Genomic DNA, 14,949 nt, shown 5'->3' with positions numbered 1-14,949 from the left:
TATAGAAAGCCGGAGCGGCCGTGGCTTTGTCTTCGAAGCCGCATTTTTTGCAAAATGAGCCCGTCCCTGAACACGTGGGCCGCTTTTCAGAAGCCCGGAGCCAAGGTATGATGGAGGTAAGAATGGAGCAGGAGACGAAGGACCGGATGAGCTATCAACGAACGCGTTTAAAACAGACGATTGTCATCGACAACATCATCACGATGTACTATTTCGAATTTGCCAAAAACTATGTTTTCCCGGGCGAGCAGCACGATTTCTGGGAATTGGTTTATGTCGACAAGGGCGAGGTGGAGGTAACGGCGGGCACGACACAGCACCGGCTTCGTCAGGGGATGGTCGTGTTTCATGAACCTGACGAATTTCACAGCTTTTACGCCTGTGAAGGCACCGCTCCGAACATTGTCGTCTTGACGTTCGACTGCCGGTCCGAAGCCATGAAGCGGTTTGCGCGGCAAATTGTCCACCTGGAGGATACGGAGCGGAATCTTCTGGCGGAGATCGTCAAGGAGGGAAAGCATGCGTTCGAGTTCCCGTTTCGGTACCCGCTCAAACGACGGCAGGACGCGCCTGTCGGAAGCGAGCAGCTGATTCAGCTGTATTTGCAGACGTTTTTGATCCGCCTCCTGCGCAGGCTGGGACATACGGAGACGAACAAGCCGCTTTCGTTTACGGCAAGGGAAAAGGACAACGAAGCTTTAGCCCGAAGGGTCATCGGTTACTTGGAGGAGCATGTGGAAGGGAACGTGTCGCTCGGGGAAATCAGCGAGGCGCTGCATGTGGCCAAAACCCGGCTGAAAGAACAATTCAAGCGCCAGACCGGGCTGTCCGTCATGGCTTATTACAATCAATTAAAGATCGGCCGGGCCAAATCGCTGATTCGGGAGAAGACGTACAACTTTTCCGAAATTGCCGCGATGCTGGGCTTCAGCGGGCCGCATTATTTTTCCAAAGCGTTCAAAAAATCGGCCGGCATGAGCCCTTCCGAATACGCCCGGTCCGTCAAAGCACGAAGTCAGACGGATTCGGAATAGCCCCTGCGGCGGCAGTTGGAAGCAGATCACAGCTTGCTGTCGGCCTCGCCGGTCATCCATACCGTTTTGTCCGCAGCCGGACGGCGTTTGCCTTCGGATGGCGTCGTCTCCGGAATGCCGACGTACACCAGTCCTACGATCGCATCGGCTTCGCCGAGACCGAACGCCTGCTTCATCCGCGGATGATAAGCCGGCTCCCCAGTCCGCCAGATCGTCCCGAGTCCGAGCGCATGCGCCATCAGCAGCATATTTTGCACGGCGGCGTGCGCTGCGGCAAACTCCTCGATGCGGCTGACCCCTTTCGCTGTGGACGGAGATACGGCAACGGCGATCACCACCGGCGCACGGAACGCTTTTGCCGCCTGCTTCGCCCGCAGCTCCTCCAGCTCTTGCCCGGACACGCCTTCGGCTCCTTCGGCCGCAATATCTGCATACGCGTCAGCCAACGATTGTCGGCCGCCACCGGTCATCACATAAAAGCGCCAGGGCTCGGTCGCATGGTGGCTTGGCGCCCAATTGCCCGCTTCCAGCAGCTGCTCAATCACTTCCCGCGCGATCGGATCGCTCTTGACGCGCCCTACGCTTCTCCGGCCGCGAATCGCCTCGGTTAACGACATGTTCGAATTCATCAGATCGGCACCTCCGAAATCATCTTTATGAAAGAGACGCTAACGCAAGGATCATAATACAACGGCCTCCCCGCCGTCAAATCGGCCATGGACGTCGGACATGCCGTGCCGGGATCATGCAAAGCTCGTCCTCACGGGTTGTACCATGACGTTATAATACGTTATAATGGAACGAGTGTGTTTATATTTTATAACCTGACAATCAAGGTGGCTGTACATGAAATTAAATAACGAAAGCTCCAACCCGCTTTACGTTCAACTCAAGCAAATGATCAAAGAGGAAATTCATCGCGGAACCTACAAGCCCGGACAGCAGCTGCCGTCCGAGTCGGATCTTTGCGACATCTACGAGGTAAGCCGGATTACGGCACGCCGAGCCATTCTGGATCTGGTGGACGAAGGCATTTTGCAGCGCAAGCAAGGCAAAGGCACGTTTGTGAAGGAATTCAAGATCGAACGGGAGCTACTCGCAGCCGACGGCTTTTCCGAGTTCATCATGACCTCGGGCGAAACGCCCAAGTCCCAAATTTTATCATGCGGCACGGTCAAAGCTAACGCCGAGCTCGCTCATTACCTGAACGTGCCTGCCGACGAACCGCTGCTGCGCTTGAAGCGATTGTTGTACGTGAACGACGATCCGTTTTTCATCGACACAACGCACTACCCACTCAGCCTGTTTCCCGCACTGGAGCAGTACATTACGGAATCCGTATCGACCTATGAAATTTTAAAAAGAAGATATGACATCGTACCGACGAGCAACGCCAAGGTACTGAATGTCATCTATGCGACCCAAGCGGAAGCGGAGCTGCTCAAATGCGAGCAGGGCGCCGCACTGTTCGATATTTTCAAATTGGCTTTCGATGCGGGGAACAGGCCGATCCATACGTCTACCTTGCAATTGCCGGCGCACAAAGCGACGTTCACGATCAACAGCTCCGCCCTGCCGAACGCGGGGGGCAAAAAGGTCCAGCCCAAGCATACTTGACCGGACAAGCGTCTTCGGCAGTACGCCAAAAAAGCCACTTCAATAGTGGCTTGAGCTTGTTGAGAAACCCGCTTCGCGTAGAAAACTCTCTGCATACGCCGGTGGGGTATATCCCTCCAGCCGCTCTTGAAACCCATGAATTTGATTAGAATTTGCGGTATTTTCACGGGTTTCAGGCGGACGTAAACTCTTACGGGATATACCCCACCTCTATTTGTCTGAGTTTTTCTACTTCCAAGGTTTCTCAACACTCTAGCCACTGTCATAGTGGCTTTATTCCTTATATGGAACGCCATACCCGAATGCGCCGTAATGGGCACAAGTTTTCGCAGCCGCCTCGGCCGCGAAGCGCAGCGCTTCTTGCATCTCCGCACCGCTCCCGTATGCCGTCAGGAACGCCGCGATAAATGAGTCTCCCGCTCCCAGCGTGTCCACGACGTTCTCTTCCGCGATCGCCTGCTTACACAGCCTTCCCCCGGAAGAGAACATAGCCCCTTGACCGCCTCTCGTGACCCCAACCACCGGAGTTCCGCACGCATGTACGTCAGCAATCAACTTCCCGCATTCCGCCTCGGACAGATCGCTTCCGGAGAAAAACGCATATTTGAGATTCGGGCATACGTTTCTTAAATAATCCGGGTCCCGCTTCGTCGAGAAGTCGAAGGAAAGATCCGCATATCCGCTAAGCAAAGGCAGGTCCCTCTCCACATAGCTGTAAACGCTCGTATGCAGCACATCGAACTGCCCGAAATAGGCCAGATCTTCCTCTGTGAATCGGAGCGTCATCGACTTCTGGACGCCGCCTTTGTTCGACCGGACGAACCTGCGGTCTCCCTGCTCATCGAGCGCGACGACGGCCAGTCCGTTCGGCCCGTAGGCTCTGCGAATGTGCGATACATCGATGCCTTCCGCTGTGAGACTGCGCAGCACGTGATCTCCGGCTTCATCGTTACCAATGATACCCATATACGCGCATTGCTCGGCGCCGCACCTTTTGCTGAGCACCGCAACGTTAAGAGCGTTCCCTCCCGGAAACATTTCTCCCCGGTCCATAAAAAAGTCAACGACGTTATCTCCCACTCCGATTAGTTTCATCTTCGTTCCCCTCTCCTTCTCCCGATTACCCTTTCACTCCGCCGGCCGCCAAGCCCCGGATAAAAAACCGCTGCATCGACAAAAACAAAACGATGACGGGCAGAGCCGAAATCATCAGTCCGGCCAGCAGCACGCCCCAATCCGTCTGCAGCATGTCCCGGAACTGCATCAGTCCGGCCGGAATCGTCTTCAGCCGTTCGCTGTCGATAAATACGATGGCAAACATAAATTCGTTCCACGCAAAGTACGCCGTCAAAATGACAACCGTGAACAAAATCGGCACACTGAGCGGGATGAAAATACGCATAAAAATGCCGAAGGTGCTGCTGCCGTCCATATAAGCCGCTTCCTCGAATTCTTTGGGGACCGAGAGGAAAAACGAGCGGACAAGCAAAAGCGACAGCGGTATGCGATACGCGGCATATGGCAGAATGAGCGCCCAGTGCGTATTGTGCAGACCCAACGCTTGAATCAGCTTATATAACGGAATTAAGCTGACCTGCGGCGACAGCATCAAGCCGCCCAAGCATAAGATCAACAAAAGCGACTTCCCTTTAAACTCGAACCTGGAGATGCCGAACGCACCGAGCGCGCTGAGAAACACGACCAGCAAGCAAACGATCGCCGTGACAAATACGCTGTTCAGGAAGTAGTCGGAGATGCCGGAATGCCACGCCGTCGCGTAGTTGCTGAACAGCCACGTTTTCGGAAGCCCCCAGCTGTTGCCGAAAATCTCCCCCGACTCGCGGAACGAATTGATGAGCATCCAGAGCAGCGGATAAGCGATCACGGCGAAATAAACGATCAGAAGCACATAATACAACGCTACCGTCCCGCTCAACGATTTTCGACTCATCGTCAGGCCTCCTCTCCAGACCGGAATAATTTCATCTGCAGGAGCGAGATCGCCAGTGTCACGATCATCATAAAGACGGCGATCGAGGAAGCGTACCCCATCAAATCTTTCACGAAGGCGGTTTTATACAAAAGCGTTCCGAGCACCTCAGATGCATGCCCCGGTCCTCCGCCCGTCAAAATATACGGCTCGTTAAATACCGTGAACGCCTGGGTCAGCGTCACCGTCGTCGTGACGAACGCCATTTCCTTCACCTGCGGAAGCGTCACGCTGACAAACATCCGCCACCGGCCGGCCCCGTCGATCTCTGCCGCTTCATACAGCTCGCCCGGTATTTTCTGAATGGCGACGATGAACAGCATTGCGACATAGCCGACGCTCTGCCATTGCGAGACGGCGATGACAGAGAACATCGCGGTGCCGCTTTCGCCCAGCCAGGCGTGCGACCAGCTTTCCAGGCCGACGGCCTTCAGAAATCCGTTGAGCAGCCCGACCTCTGGATTGTAAATGAAATCGAACAGCAGAGCGATAACCGTAATGGAGATGATCACCGGCAAAAAGTACACGGTGCGGAAAAACGGGGCCCACCGCCGGATCGCCCGGTCCTCAAGAATCGCGGCAACGACCAGCCCGCCCCCGACTTGGCAGACGACCGAGATAACGGCATACCAGACATTGTTGGCCAAGGCCGAATACAGCAGCGGATCGTGAAACAAATCGGTGTAATTTTGCAGCCCGATGTATGCCATATCTGGGGAGAACGCGTTCCAGCGGTAAAAGCTGTACTGGATGTTGCGGATGATCGGGTAATAAATAAAGGTGAGCAAAACCAAGAATGGCGCTGCCAGGTACAAGTACGGCGTTATAGGTTTTTGGCGCAAAATTTCATCCCCCCTAAGTTTGCGAGAAGGAGGCGGCGAAGCCCGGAAACTCCGCCGCTGAAGTAGCTCATTGTCCGCTGCTTGCGGCTTCCCTGACGGCTTTCGCCGCCTTCTGGACTTCCCGGATAACGTCCTGCGGGGTGCCTTCCCCGTTAAGCATCAGTTGGACTCCGTTTAAATACGTATCGACAATTTTACTGTCTAGCGCGGTATCAAGCCACAGCGCCGTGTTTTCCGCATTGATGATCTGAGCCGCGGCGTCCTGCATGGCCTTCGTCGAATTGCCCGAATTGACGGCCCCTTTGACGGCGCTGAAAAAGCCTACGTCTTTGACCAACTTCTCGCCCATTTCCTTGGAGGTGAGAAACTTCAGGAAGGCCACCGCTTCCTCGGGGTGCTGCGTGCCGGACGAGATCATAAAGCCTTCCGGACCTCCGGTCATGTAGTTCGGATTGCCTTTCCCCCCGTCCGGCTGCGGGAAATCCATAAACCCGAGCTCGAACTTGATGTTCGGTTCGACCAAACGAATTTCCGCCGTCTGGAGATAAGCGATCGCCGCCTTGCCGTCAATAAACATTTGTCGCGCAAACTGATGCTCCAGCGAATTAACATTTTTGTTGAAATAGCCGCTCAGCTGATTCAGCTTTTCAAGAGCGGTGACATAAGCAGGGTCTTCGAACGTACCGGTCGCCCGGTTGTAGTCTTTTTGCAGCGTCTTTTCGTCCACCATCTTCTGGTTCAGCGTGCCGATGTAATGCGATACGGCCCATGGCGCTTTGTTGCCGAATGCGATCGGCGTATAATTGTTTTTCTTGAGCGCGTCCAGTACCGAAATCAATTCATCCCACGTTTTCGGAACGGCAAGGTTCAATTTCTTAAAAATATCTTTATTGTAAAAGAACGTTTTGCCATCCATCGTCATAGGGACGCCGTACGTCTTGCCGTCCAGTGCAAAAGGCGCAACCTGCGAAGCAACCAGCCGGTTCGACCAATCTTGATCCCTGGATAAATAAGGCGTCAAATCGAGCGCTTTTTGACCACGAATAAACTTGTAAGCAAATTCCCCGCTCCACGTAAAGAAAATGTCTGGAGGCTCGTTCGTACCGAGAAGCACCCTGATTTTTTCCTTATAAGAGTCGTTAAGCACCGATTCAAGCTGGATCTTGATGTTCGGATTTTGCTTCTCGAATTCTTTGACAACGCTTTCAAAATAAGTTTTTTCAGGCTCCTTGGGCCAGCGGTGAAACAGCTTAAGCGTCACTTGTTTTTTGGAGGAGTCCGCTTTCTCCTGCCCGCTCGCTTTATTCCCAGAAGCAGTCGAGCTGTCGGCGGACGATTGGGCGCACCCGGACAAAACGCCGGCGGCCAGAAGCAGACTGCCCATCACCGATAAAGTTCTTTTCATGGCTTTCCCCCCTGTAATTATGGATCCCGTGCAGCCCGGACCCGAGCCGGAGACTCGAAGAGCCTCCGTTCGCGTCCGCGTCCAAGCTATTTTTTTGTTAATAGGCCACTTTCCACATATAACGGCGGGTCGTAAGCGGATGATTCCGCGCATCGGCCAGCTTATTCGCATGAAGGCGCAGCACCACATTCAACACCAGAGGGGCAATATAGCCTTGAACCTCCGGATCGATCCCGGTCAGATCCAGCGCTTTGGCGTCCAGAACGATTAATTTCTCCCCGTATCGTTTCGAGAATTCCAGTGCGCGTTCCTCGAGTGGACGGGTTTCGTCCAAGCCCAGCAAAATAATAAACGGTACATTTTTATCTAAAATTTCAAACGGCCCGTGAAAATACTCGCCGGCATGAATCGCATGCGAGTGAATCCACTGCATTTCCATCAGGATGCAAATGGCGAACGAATAGGCAATGCCGTAATTCGCTCCGCTGGCCATCGTATAAATCACTTTTTCATCCTTATACGCTTCGGCGAAGCGCGCGGCCGGTTCGGCGAACTGCTGTTTCGCTTTGTTGTAAGCCTGCTGCAAATGCTTCAGGCTGTTCATCATCGGCCCGAATTTAAGATTGTTTTCCCGCACATAGAGCAGCCCCATAACGATCTGATACATGATGCCATAATTCGTATCGATCGCGACGGCTTCGTCGCCCCAACCGTATTTTATCGCATAATCCGACTCGGCGGCCAAGGGAGATTGTTCCACATTCGTCAGACTGACCGCCAGCGCCCCTTTCGACCGGGCGAACTTCGCCGCCTCCACCGTCTCCGGCGTATTGCCGGAATGAGAGCACAGCACGACCAATGAATGCGCTCCCAACGTAACCGGATTGCGGTGGATGAATTCATTCGAACTGTACAAATCCGAGACGATTCCCTTCGCTTCGCGGTCCAGCAAATATTTGCTGGGGTACATTAAAGCGGACGAACCGCCGCAAGCGACAAAAAACACGTTCCGGATGTCCCGGTTTCGGAATACCTCAAGTACTTGACGAATCTGCTCGTTCACATTGGCATAAGCGTTAGCCATGGGTGCGCTTCCTCCTCTAAGATCGATAATCTTCTGAAACAAGCGATGGGGTTGATCGATCACCGGCCTTTTTAATAATATGTTATATAACGTTATATGTCCTTATAATATTATCTGTGAACTTATCTGTCAATATGGAGAAAACAAAAAACCTTAGTCCGGCTATCAACCGAACTAAGGCTTGTTCCTTGCTGATTCTGTTATCGTTTGCTTCGAACCTCAAAAATAGCGAACTTCAAATAGTTGCCTTCCTCCACACCGAGAATGCGGGGATGGTCCTTGCCGGCATTGCGGAATTCGATCAGACGCAGCGTTTTACCCGCATCGTAGGCGGCCGCATGAATCGTTTCGAGGAACAGCTCCGGCTTCATGTGGTAGGAGCAGCTTGCGGTTACCAAGTACCCGCCTTCGTTTACCAGCTTCATGCCGTGCAGGTTAATATCCTTATAGCCCCGGCAAGCCCCTTCGACCGCGCTCCGCGACTTGGCGAAGGCCGGCGGGTCCAAAATGACCACGTCCCACGTTCTGCCTTTTGCGGCAAGAGGCACCGACGTATCGACCTTCCGCTCGCCCGCTTTTCCCCGCTCCTGCCGAAGATCCAAGCCGCGGGCCTGCTCGCGCAGGTAATCGAACGCGTCGGCGACGACGAACTCCACCCGGTCGCTGAAACCGTTCAGCTCCACGTTCCGCTTGGCTGTTTCAATGGCATGCTCGGAAATGTCGAGGCACGTCACTTTTTTGGCGCCGAACTGGCACGCATGAAGCGTAAAGCTGCCGGTATGCGAGAAGCATTCCAGCACCGTCGCGCCGTCCCAGTAAGGAAACGTCACTTCGCTGCCGTTCCGGTTGACCGGCACGCGCTTGACCGTCCCGTCGTCCAGCACCCGCTCTTGCAGCTCAATGCCGCTCCGTTGGCCCCAGCCTTTCATCAGAGGTTCCAAAGCGGCCCGGTTTTCCCGCTGGTCGAAAAAATAACCGGTCTTCTGCCCCTGCGCAATATCCACTTCCAGAACGATCCCGTTCTCGCGGATCGTGACATGCTGCGGACATTCCCCGTACAACACGCCGGTGCGCTGCTCCAGACCTTCGAGCTGCCGGACGGAGACGTCGCTGCGCTCGTAAATGCCGGCCGGCCGCATCACCTCGACCAACGCGGAGACGAGCGCCTCCCGCACACGCTCCATGCCGAGCGTCAAAATCTGGACCACCAGCACGTCCTCAAACTTGTCCACAATCAGCCCCGGCAAGAAATCCGCCTCGCCGTAAACGAGGCGGTACGACCCTGCGTTCAGCAAAAACCGTTCCCGGTGCTCCTTGCATTCTTGAATCCGGCGGATAAAGTAGGCGTGCGTCATTTCTTCCATCGGTTCGTAGGAAACAATCCGCACGGTCAATTGCGAAGCCGGATTATAATACCCGGTCGCCAAATATTGACCGGCGTGCGTATGTACGGATACGAGCCCTCCCGGCGGCGCTTCGCCTTCCACGCGTTCGATTTCCGAGCGGTACACCCATGGGTGGCCTTCTTCTAACCGTTTTTTTCTTTTTTTCTGCAATACGACGACAGCCATGGCCGAGGTCCTCCCAATGTTTAGTACGACGAGGTGCCGCTGAGCCCCCGCTTCAGGTCAAATCCGGTCATTGTCCGTTCACTTCATAGCCCAGCGCATTCAGCGCCTTTTGCAAAACGGAATCGTTGTTCCCGTATCCGGAATGCGTCTGCTGGTGCCAGGCCTCGAGCGGATGAAGCCATTCGACGCCGCGGATTTCCTCGACCTGCGCCTGCAAGGTGCCTCCGGTCGCTTCTACCAGAAAATAGTGAACCTCTTTGTCGATGACCCCGCCGTTCATGGCGAATTGGTACGTGATCGTCTCCAGCGGACGCACGATGGTTCCCGAAATTCCCGTTTCCTCGAGAATTTCGCGCAGCGCCGTTTGCTCTATCGTTTCCCCGGCTTCCATCTTGCCTTTCGGCAGCGTAATTTTGCCGTACCGGTCCTGGATCATTTGCACCTGCACGTCGTTTCCGATTTTGCGAAACACCACGCCACCTGCCGAAATTTCCTTCATCGACATCACCCTTTCCTATTGGAAATCGAAAGGACTTCACCCGGCGGACACAGGCGGTCTTACCGGCGGCTTGAATCATGGATGCCGCAGGAAAACACGCCTGCCTATCGTCGAATGAAATCCTTCGTTCTTCAGCTTATACGATCGCTTTAGCCGCTTGTCCCGGAATCGTCTCGGCCGAAGCGCCCGTGCCTGTCGCTCTGGACGACAGGTGAACGGTTCCCGCTTCGGGGGCGCGGACAAGCTGGCCGCGGCACTCGTTGACTCCGGCCTCGGTGACCTTCACCCGGCATACTTGGCCGATCCAGTCCTCGCTGCCTTCGAACACGAGCTGCAGGTAGTTGTCCGAATAGCCCATGAGCAGGCCGCTTCCCGGCTGACCCTTGTAGTCCCGCTCCGGAATGACCTCCAGCACTTGGCCGACAAACGTTTCCGCGTAGCTGAGCTGCATTTTCTCGGACAAATCGATCAGCTCGTGCACACGGGCGTTTTTGATTTCCTCGTCAATCTGATCCTCCATCCGCGCGGCCGGCGTACCGGTCCGCTTGGAATACGGGAATACGTGCATTTCCGAAAACTTCATCTGTTCCATAAACTGGTAGCCGCGACGGAACATCTCGTCCGTCTCCCCCGGGAAACCGACGATAACGTCCGTCGTAATCGCCACGCCCGGCATAATCCGGTGGATGTGCTCGATTTTGCGGGCAAATTGCTCCGTCGTATATTTCCGGCGCATCCGCTTAAGCACTTCGTCGTCTCCGGCTTGCAGCGGAATGTGCAGATGACGGCACATTTTGTCCGAGGCTTGCAGTACCTCAAGCACCTCGTCCGTAATTTGGCTCGCCTCGATCGAGCTGATGCGAATCCGCTTCAGGCCGTCGACCTTGTCCAGATCCCACAGCAGCTTGGCGAGGCTGTAATCCTCCATATCCTCCCCGTAGCCGCCCGTATGAATTCCCGTCAGCACGATCTCCTGATAACCGGCGTCTACAAGCATGCGGGCTTGATTCAGCACGCTTTGCGGCTCGCGGCTGCGCATGAGGCCGCGTGACCACGGAATAATGCAGAAAGTACAGAAGTTGTTGCAGCCCTCCTGAATTTTCAGGAAAGCGCGCGTACGATCCGAAAAATCCGGCACGTCCAGCTCTTCGAACGCGCGTGTTTTCATAATATTGCGCACCGCGTTGATCGGCTGACGCTCCTGCTCCAGCTGTTTCACGTAAGGCATGATTTTGTCCCGGTCCTGCGTTCCGATAACCAGATCGACGCCCGGAATCGCCATGATTTCGGCCGGCGACGTTTGCGCGTAGCAGCCGGTCACCGCGACGATCGCCTCCGGGTTTCTGCGAATGGCGCGCCGAATCATCTGGCGGCTCTTTTTATCCCCCGTGTTGGTCACCGTACAGGTATTAATGACATAGACATCGGCTGTCGATTCGAAATCAACCTGCTCGTAGCCTTCCTGTTTAAACAGCTGCCAGATCGCTTCCGTATCGTAGAAGTTGACTTTGCATCCGAGCGTATGAAAAGCGACGGTTGCCATTTATTGTTCTCCCCCCATCTCTCCGGATTCGTATAAAATGCATGTGAGTCCGACCATCGCGGCCGTCTCCGTCCGTAGTATTCGTTTACCCAAGCCGACCGCCACGCAGCCGGCCGCCTCTGCCTCCGAAACTTCCCGCTCGCTGAACCCGCCCTCGGGTCCTACGATAAGCATCAGCTTGACGCGGCTTCCATCGGTTCGGTCGTTTCTCTTGGTTACCGCTTCCCGAATCGCCCGGCGCAGCTGCTGCGTATCCTGCTTCTCATAGCAGATCCAGGCGGCATCCGCCTCCGAAGCCGTCCGCAACAGCTCCTTCCAGGAGAGCACGGATTCGACCGCGGGAACGCGGTTGCGGTGCGCCTGTTCGGCCGCTTCTTTGGCAATTTTCTGCCAGCGTTCGAGCCGCTTGCCTTCCTTTTTGCCGTCCAATTGAACGACCGTGCGCTCCGAAATGAACGGCAAAAAACGGACCGCGCCGATTTCCGTCCCTTTCTGGATGACAAGCTCCATCTTGTCCCCTTTGGGCAGGCTTTGAGCGATCCATACGTCAACCGCCGCTTCGTTCTCCATCGGCAGACGGTCCACAATATCCGCCGTCACCTGCCGGTCCTCCAAAGAACGAATGCGCACAAGCGCCTCCCGGCTCACGCCGTCGCTCACAATGCACGTATCTCCCGGCTTCGCCCGCATCACGCGAATCAAATGATGCGCATCGTCCCCGGTTATCGTAACCACAGCATCCGCAAATTCGTCCGGATGAATGAAATATCGCTGCATTCCGTATCCTTCGCTTCCACAAAAATAGGTTGACCGCTTATACGAGACGTAGAAACGGTCATCCTTCATCATACACTTTTTTCGATCCAAACGCCAGTTTCCGAAGAAAATTAACCAATTTTACCGGAAACAATCACATCCGGATGCCTACCCCGAACATCAGCTTCGCCACGGAATCGAACGCTGCAAAAATCGGCCCCTGCTGGGCAAAGATCGGCCCGAGCGTAACGTGCCGGATCGGCGGGATGAAGAACATCAACAAAATCGCGTAAAACAGCCACTGCTCGTAAGGCTTGATCTTCATCATGATTCTGCGCGGCAGCAGATCCTCCACAATGCGGTACCCGTCCAGCGGAGGGAATGGAATCAAGTTGAGTATGAACAAGAAAATATTCATCAGGACCATCCGGGTGAAAAACAGCTGAATTGCCAGGCTTACCCCTTGCGACGTTCCGGTTAATACGCCCATACGGATCAGCGCATAGAACAGGACCAGGCTGACGAAAGCAAGCACCAAGTTGCTGAGCGGTCCGGCTAACGACACGATAATGCCCATCAGCCGGGGCTTTTTGAAGTGACTGCGGTTGACTAGAACCGGCTTCGCCCACCCGATGCCAACCACCAGAAAGAAGATCATCCCCAGCAGATCGAGGTGTACGCGCGGATTCAGCGTAAGCCGCCCCATCGACCGCGGCGTCGGATCGCCGAACCGGTCGGCGAAGTAAGCGTGCGCGAATTCGTGTACGGTAAAGCTGATCAACAGCACAAGGAAAACAAACGGCATTTCCTCCAGCGGGTAGGCGAAAAAGTTCCAATCCATATCGGCTCACCTACGGCTTTCTGGCGACGAGCACAACCCAATCCTGCTCCTCGGTTTGTTCGATCAACTCGAAGCCGGCCGCGGTCAACGCTTCTTCTACCGCCTGCTGCTTGCTCTTGATAACGCCGGATACGATATAGCGTCCACCCGGCTCCAGCACCTCGTACACGTCTTGTACGAACAGCAAAATAATTTCGGCCAAAATGTTCGCTACAACGACCTGCACGGGCAGCTTGACGCCGAGCGCGCCGCTTCCGGCCGCCTCCGCTTTGTGCTCGTTCAGCACCTGCAGTAGGTCGCTCAGCTTCACGGTGATCTGCTGATCCAGCCCGTTCAAATGCACGTTCTCCGTCGCGCTGGACACAGCGACCGGATCGAGGTCAAGCGCCAGCACATGCTTCGCACCCAGCTTGGCAGCCGCGATGGCCAAAATGCCCGAGCCCGTGCCGACGTCGATCACGTCTTCGCCGCCTTGCACGACCCGCTCCAGAGTACGCAAGCAAAGCGACGTCGTCGCATGCGTGCCCGTGCCGAAGGCCATTCCGGGGTCCAGCTCCAAAATCAGCTCGTCCGCTTCCGGCGTATAGTCTTCCCAGGTCGGTTTAATCGTCAGCCGGTCCGTCACGCGCAGCGGTTTGAAGTACTGCTTCCACGCGTTCGCCCAATCCTCGTCGTCCACATCCTTCAATTCGTAGACGGGATTCCCGGTATCGATATCGTATTCCGCAAGCTGATCGACGGAACGCTTTAGCTCTTCCAGAATCGCTTCCATGTCGGTTCCTTCGGCGAAGTAGCCTTTAATGACGGCCCGGCCTTCCGGAATATCGTTCAGCGGGAGCTCATACCATTGTCCGAGCGACGTATCCCTCTTCTTGTTGAGCGTCCCGGACTCCTCGATCGACACGCCGCCTGCTCCAAACTCGTGTATAAAATTCGAAATCATCTCGATTGCTTCTTCTGTCGTATGTACCGTTAATTCATGCCAACGCACCGGGTATTCCCTCCCATATTTTGCTTATGCAAGCACACGTAAGTCCTAGTATACAACAATTACGGGCGCGGGTAAAACGGCGCAGCCGCATGCGAAAAACGGTTCCCCGCATGTCGGACATGCAAGGAACCGTTATCACCGGCTGCGAAGGCCGGCTTTGCCGGGCTTCAGATGTTGCCGCCCGCCTCGCGAATGACCCGCAGCGCTTGGTCGTAGGTCGCTTCATCCAGGACAACCGTCAGCAGAATGTCCCGGCGCGTCATATCCTCCGGGTCCGGTGCCAACAGCTCTCTGCTGCCGTCGGCCATGCCGCTGGCATCCACATCGACGGCGGTCAATATCCGCGCATCCTGACTCATACCGGACCCGCCGAGCGTTAAATAGGCCAATCCCGGAAAATCGCTGTTGCTTAAAGGATTGAACGTTTCCTCCACGCCATGCCCCGGATACTCCCCGAATTGATCGATTTGAATATCGGCGGCACGCAAGGCTTTCAGCTTCGGCACGCAGCTCTCCGCTTGCTGCCTTGATTGGAAATAAGCCAGGATGCTTTTTTCAGCCATAATAATTACCCCGCTTCCCTACGCTTGCCCTTGTTGTCTCTCATCGGCATCCGCCGCACGCTCGCGCGCTGCGACGTCCGCTTGATCCGCTAATTCGGAAGCAAATTCGACGTCTTCGTTTGTGGCGATGGGAAGCTGTCGATCCGCTTGATTGGTCTGACGTTCATTTTCGCTCATTTCCATTTCCTCCTTTACGTAATCTATACGGTTTGG

Annotated in this window: 16 protein-coding genes; 2 read left to right on the top strand and 14 right to left on the bottom strand. The window is 55.1% G+C overall.

Annotated elements, in window-relative coordinates:
• Positions 1-110 precede the first annotated feature (110 nt).
• Positions 111-1,034 (top strand): helix-turn-helix domain-containing protein, encoded by a 924-nt coding sequence (locus NI000_RS17680; RefSeq protein WP_253412796.1) that lies wholly within the window; start codon positions 111-113, stop codon positions 1,032-1,034.
• Positions 1,035-1,060: 26 nt separating this feature from the next.
• On the opposite strand, the gene NI000_RS17675 is transcribed toward NI000_RS17680, so the two are convergent.
• Entirely contained in the window at positions 1,061-1,663 is a 603-nt protein-coding gene (locus tag NI000_RS17675; RefSeq protein WP_253412794.1) for a nitroreductase family protein, read from the bottom strand.
• Positions 1,664-1,880: 217 nt separating this feature from the next.
• On the opposite strand from NI000_RS17675, the gene NI000_RS17670 reads away from it, so the two are divergent.
• Entirely contained in the window at positions 1,881-2,651 is a 771-nt protein-coding gene (locus NI000_RS17670) for a GntR family transcriptional regulator (RefSeq protein WP_253412792.1), read from the top strand.
• Positions 2,652-2,924: 273 nt separating this feature from the next.
• Here NI000_RS17670 and NI000_RS17665 read toward each other — a convergent pair whose 3' ends face one another.
• The 13 genes from NI000_RS17665 to NI000_RS17605 form a co-directional block, all read right to left on the bottom strand.
• Positions 2,925-3,746 carry a PfkB family carbohydrate kinase gene (locus tag NI000_RS17665; RefSeq protein WP_253412790.1) on the bottom strand — a complete coding sequence of 274 codons (822 nt, stop codon included), beginning with the start codon at positions 3,744-3,746 and terminating at the stop codon, positions 2,925-2,927.
• A gap of 25 nt (positions 3,747-3,771) precedes the next feature.
• Positions 3,772-4,602 carry a carbohydrate ABC transporter permease gene (locus NI000_RS17660; protein ID WP_253412788.1) on the bottom strand — a complete coding sequence of 277 codons (831 nt, stop codon included), beginning with the start codon at positions 4,600-4,602 and terminating at the stop codon, positions 3,772-3,774.
• A 2-nt stretch (positions 4,603-4,604) separates the two neighbouring features.
• Positions 4,605-5,486, bottom strand: coding sequence for a carbohydrate ABC transporter permease (locus NI000_RS17655; RefSeq protein WP_253412940.1), 882 nt, complete (start codon positions 5,484-5,486; stop codon positions 4,605-4,607).
• 64 nt (positions 5,487-5,550) lie between these two features.
• Positions 5,551-6,888 (bottom strand): ABC transporter substrate-binding protein, encoded by a 1,338-nt coding sequence (locus NI000_RS17650; RefSeq protein ID WP_253412786.1) that lies wholly within the window; start codon positions 6,886-6,888, stop codon positions 5,551-5,553.
• 97 nt (positions 6,889-6,985) lie between these two features.
• Entirely contained in the window at positions 6,986-7,972 is a 987-nt protein-coding gene (locus NI000_RS17645; protein ID WP_253412784.1) for an SIS domain-containing protein, read from the bottom strand.
• Positions 7,973-8,172: 200 nt separating this feature from the next.
• Positions 8,173-9,543 carry a class I SAM-dependent rRNA methyltransferase gene (locus NI000_RS17640; RefSeq protein ID WP_253412782.1) on the bottom strand — a complete coding sequence of 457 codons (1,371 nt, stop codon included), beginning with the start codon at positions 9,541-9,543 and terminating at the stop codon, positions 8,173-8,175.
• Positions 9,544-9,610: 67 nt separating this feature from the next.
• Positions 9,611-10,042 (bottom strand): NUDIX hydrolase, encoded by a 432-nt coding sequence (locus NI000_RS17635; RefSeq protein WP_253412781.1) that lies wholly within the window; start codon positions 10,040-10,042, stop codon positions 9,611-9,613.
• A gap of 136 nt (positions 10,043-10,178) precedes the next feature.
• Positions 10,179-11,585, bottom strand: coding sequence for a tRNA (N(6)-L-threonylcarbamoyladenosine(37)-C(2))-methylthiotransferase MtaB (gene mtaB / locus NI000_RS17630; RefSeq protein ID WP_253412779.1), 1,407 nt, complete (start codon positions 11,583-11,585; stop codon positions 10,179-10,181).
• Complete coding sequence (locus NI000_RS17625) at positions 11,586-12,362, bottom strand: 16S rRNA (uracil(1498)-N(3))-methyltransferase (protein ID WP_253412777.1); 777 nt, start codon at positions 12,360-12,362, stop codon at positions 11,586-11,588.
• Positions 12,363-12,495: 133 nt separating this feature from the next.
• Positions 12,496-13,182 carry a site-2 protease family protein gene (locus NI000_RS17620; protein WP_253412775.1) on the bottom strand — a complete coding sequence of 229 codons (687 nt, stop codon included), beginning with the start codon at positions 13,180-13,182 and terminating at the stop codon, positions 12,496-12,498.
• 10 nt (positions 13,183-13,192) lie between these two features.
• Positions 13,193-14,173, bottom strand: a complete 981-nt coding sequence (gene prmA / locus NI000_RS17615; RefSeq protein WP_253412773.1) for a 50S ribosomal protein L11 methyltransferase — start codon at positions 14,171-14,173, stop codon at positions 13,193-13,195.
• A gap of 167 nt (positions 14,174-14,340) precedes the next feature.
• Positions 14,341-14,736 carry a hypothetical protein gene (locus NI000_RS17610; RefSeq protein WP_054976864.1) on the bottom strand — a complete coding sequence of 132 codons (396 nt, stop codon included), beginning with the start codon at positions 14,734-14,736 and terminating at the stop codon, positions 14,341-14,343.
• A gap of 18 nt (positions 14,737-14,754) precedes the next feature.
• Positions 14,755-14,913 carry a YfhD family protein gene (locus tag NI000_RS17605; protein WP_157261791.1) on the bottom strand — a complete coding sequence of 53 codons (159 nt, stop codon included), beginning with the start codon at positions 14,911-14,913 and terminating at the stop codon, positions 14,755-14,757.
• Between the last annotated feature and the right edge of the window lie 36 nt (positions 14,914-14,949).

The organism is Paenibacillus tyrphae (assembly GCF_024158745.1).
GTDB lineage: Bacteria > Bacillota > Bacilli > Paenibacillales > NBRC-103111 > Paenibacillus_G > Paenibacillus_G tyrfis_A.
This window is presented reverse-complemented; position numbering and strand designations above follow the sequence as displayed.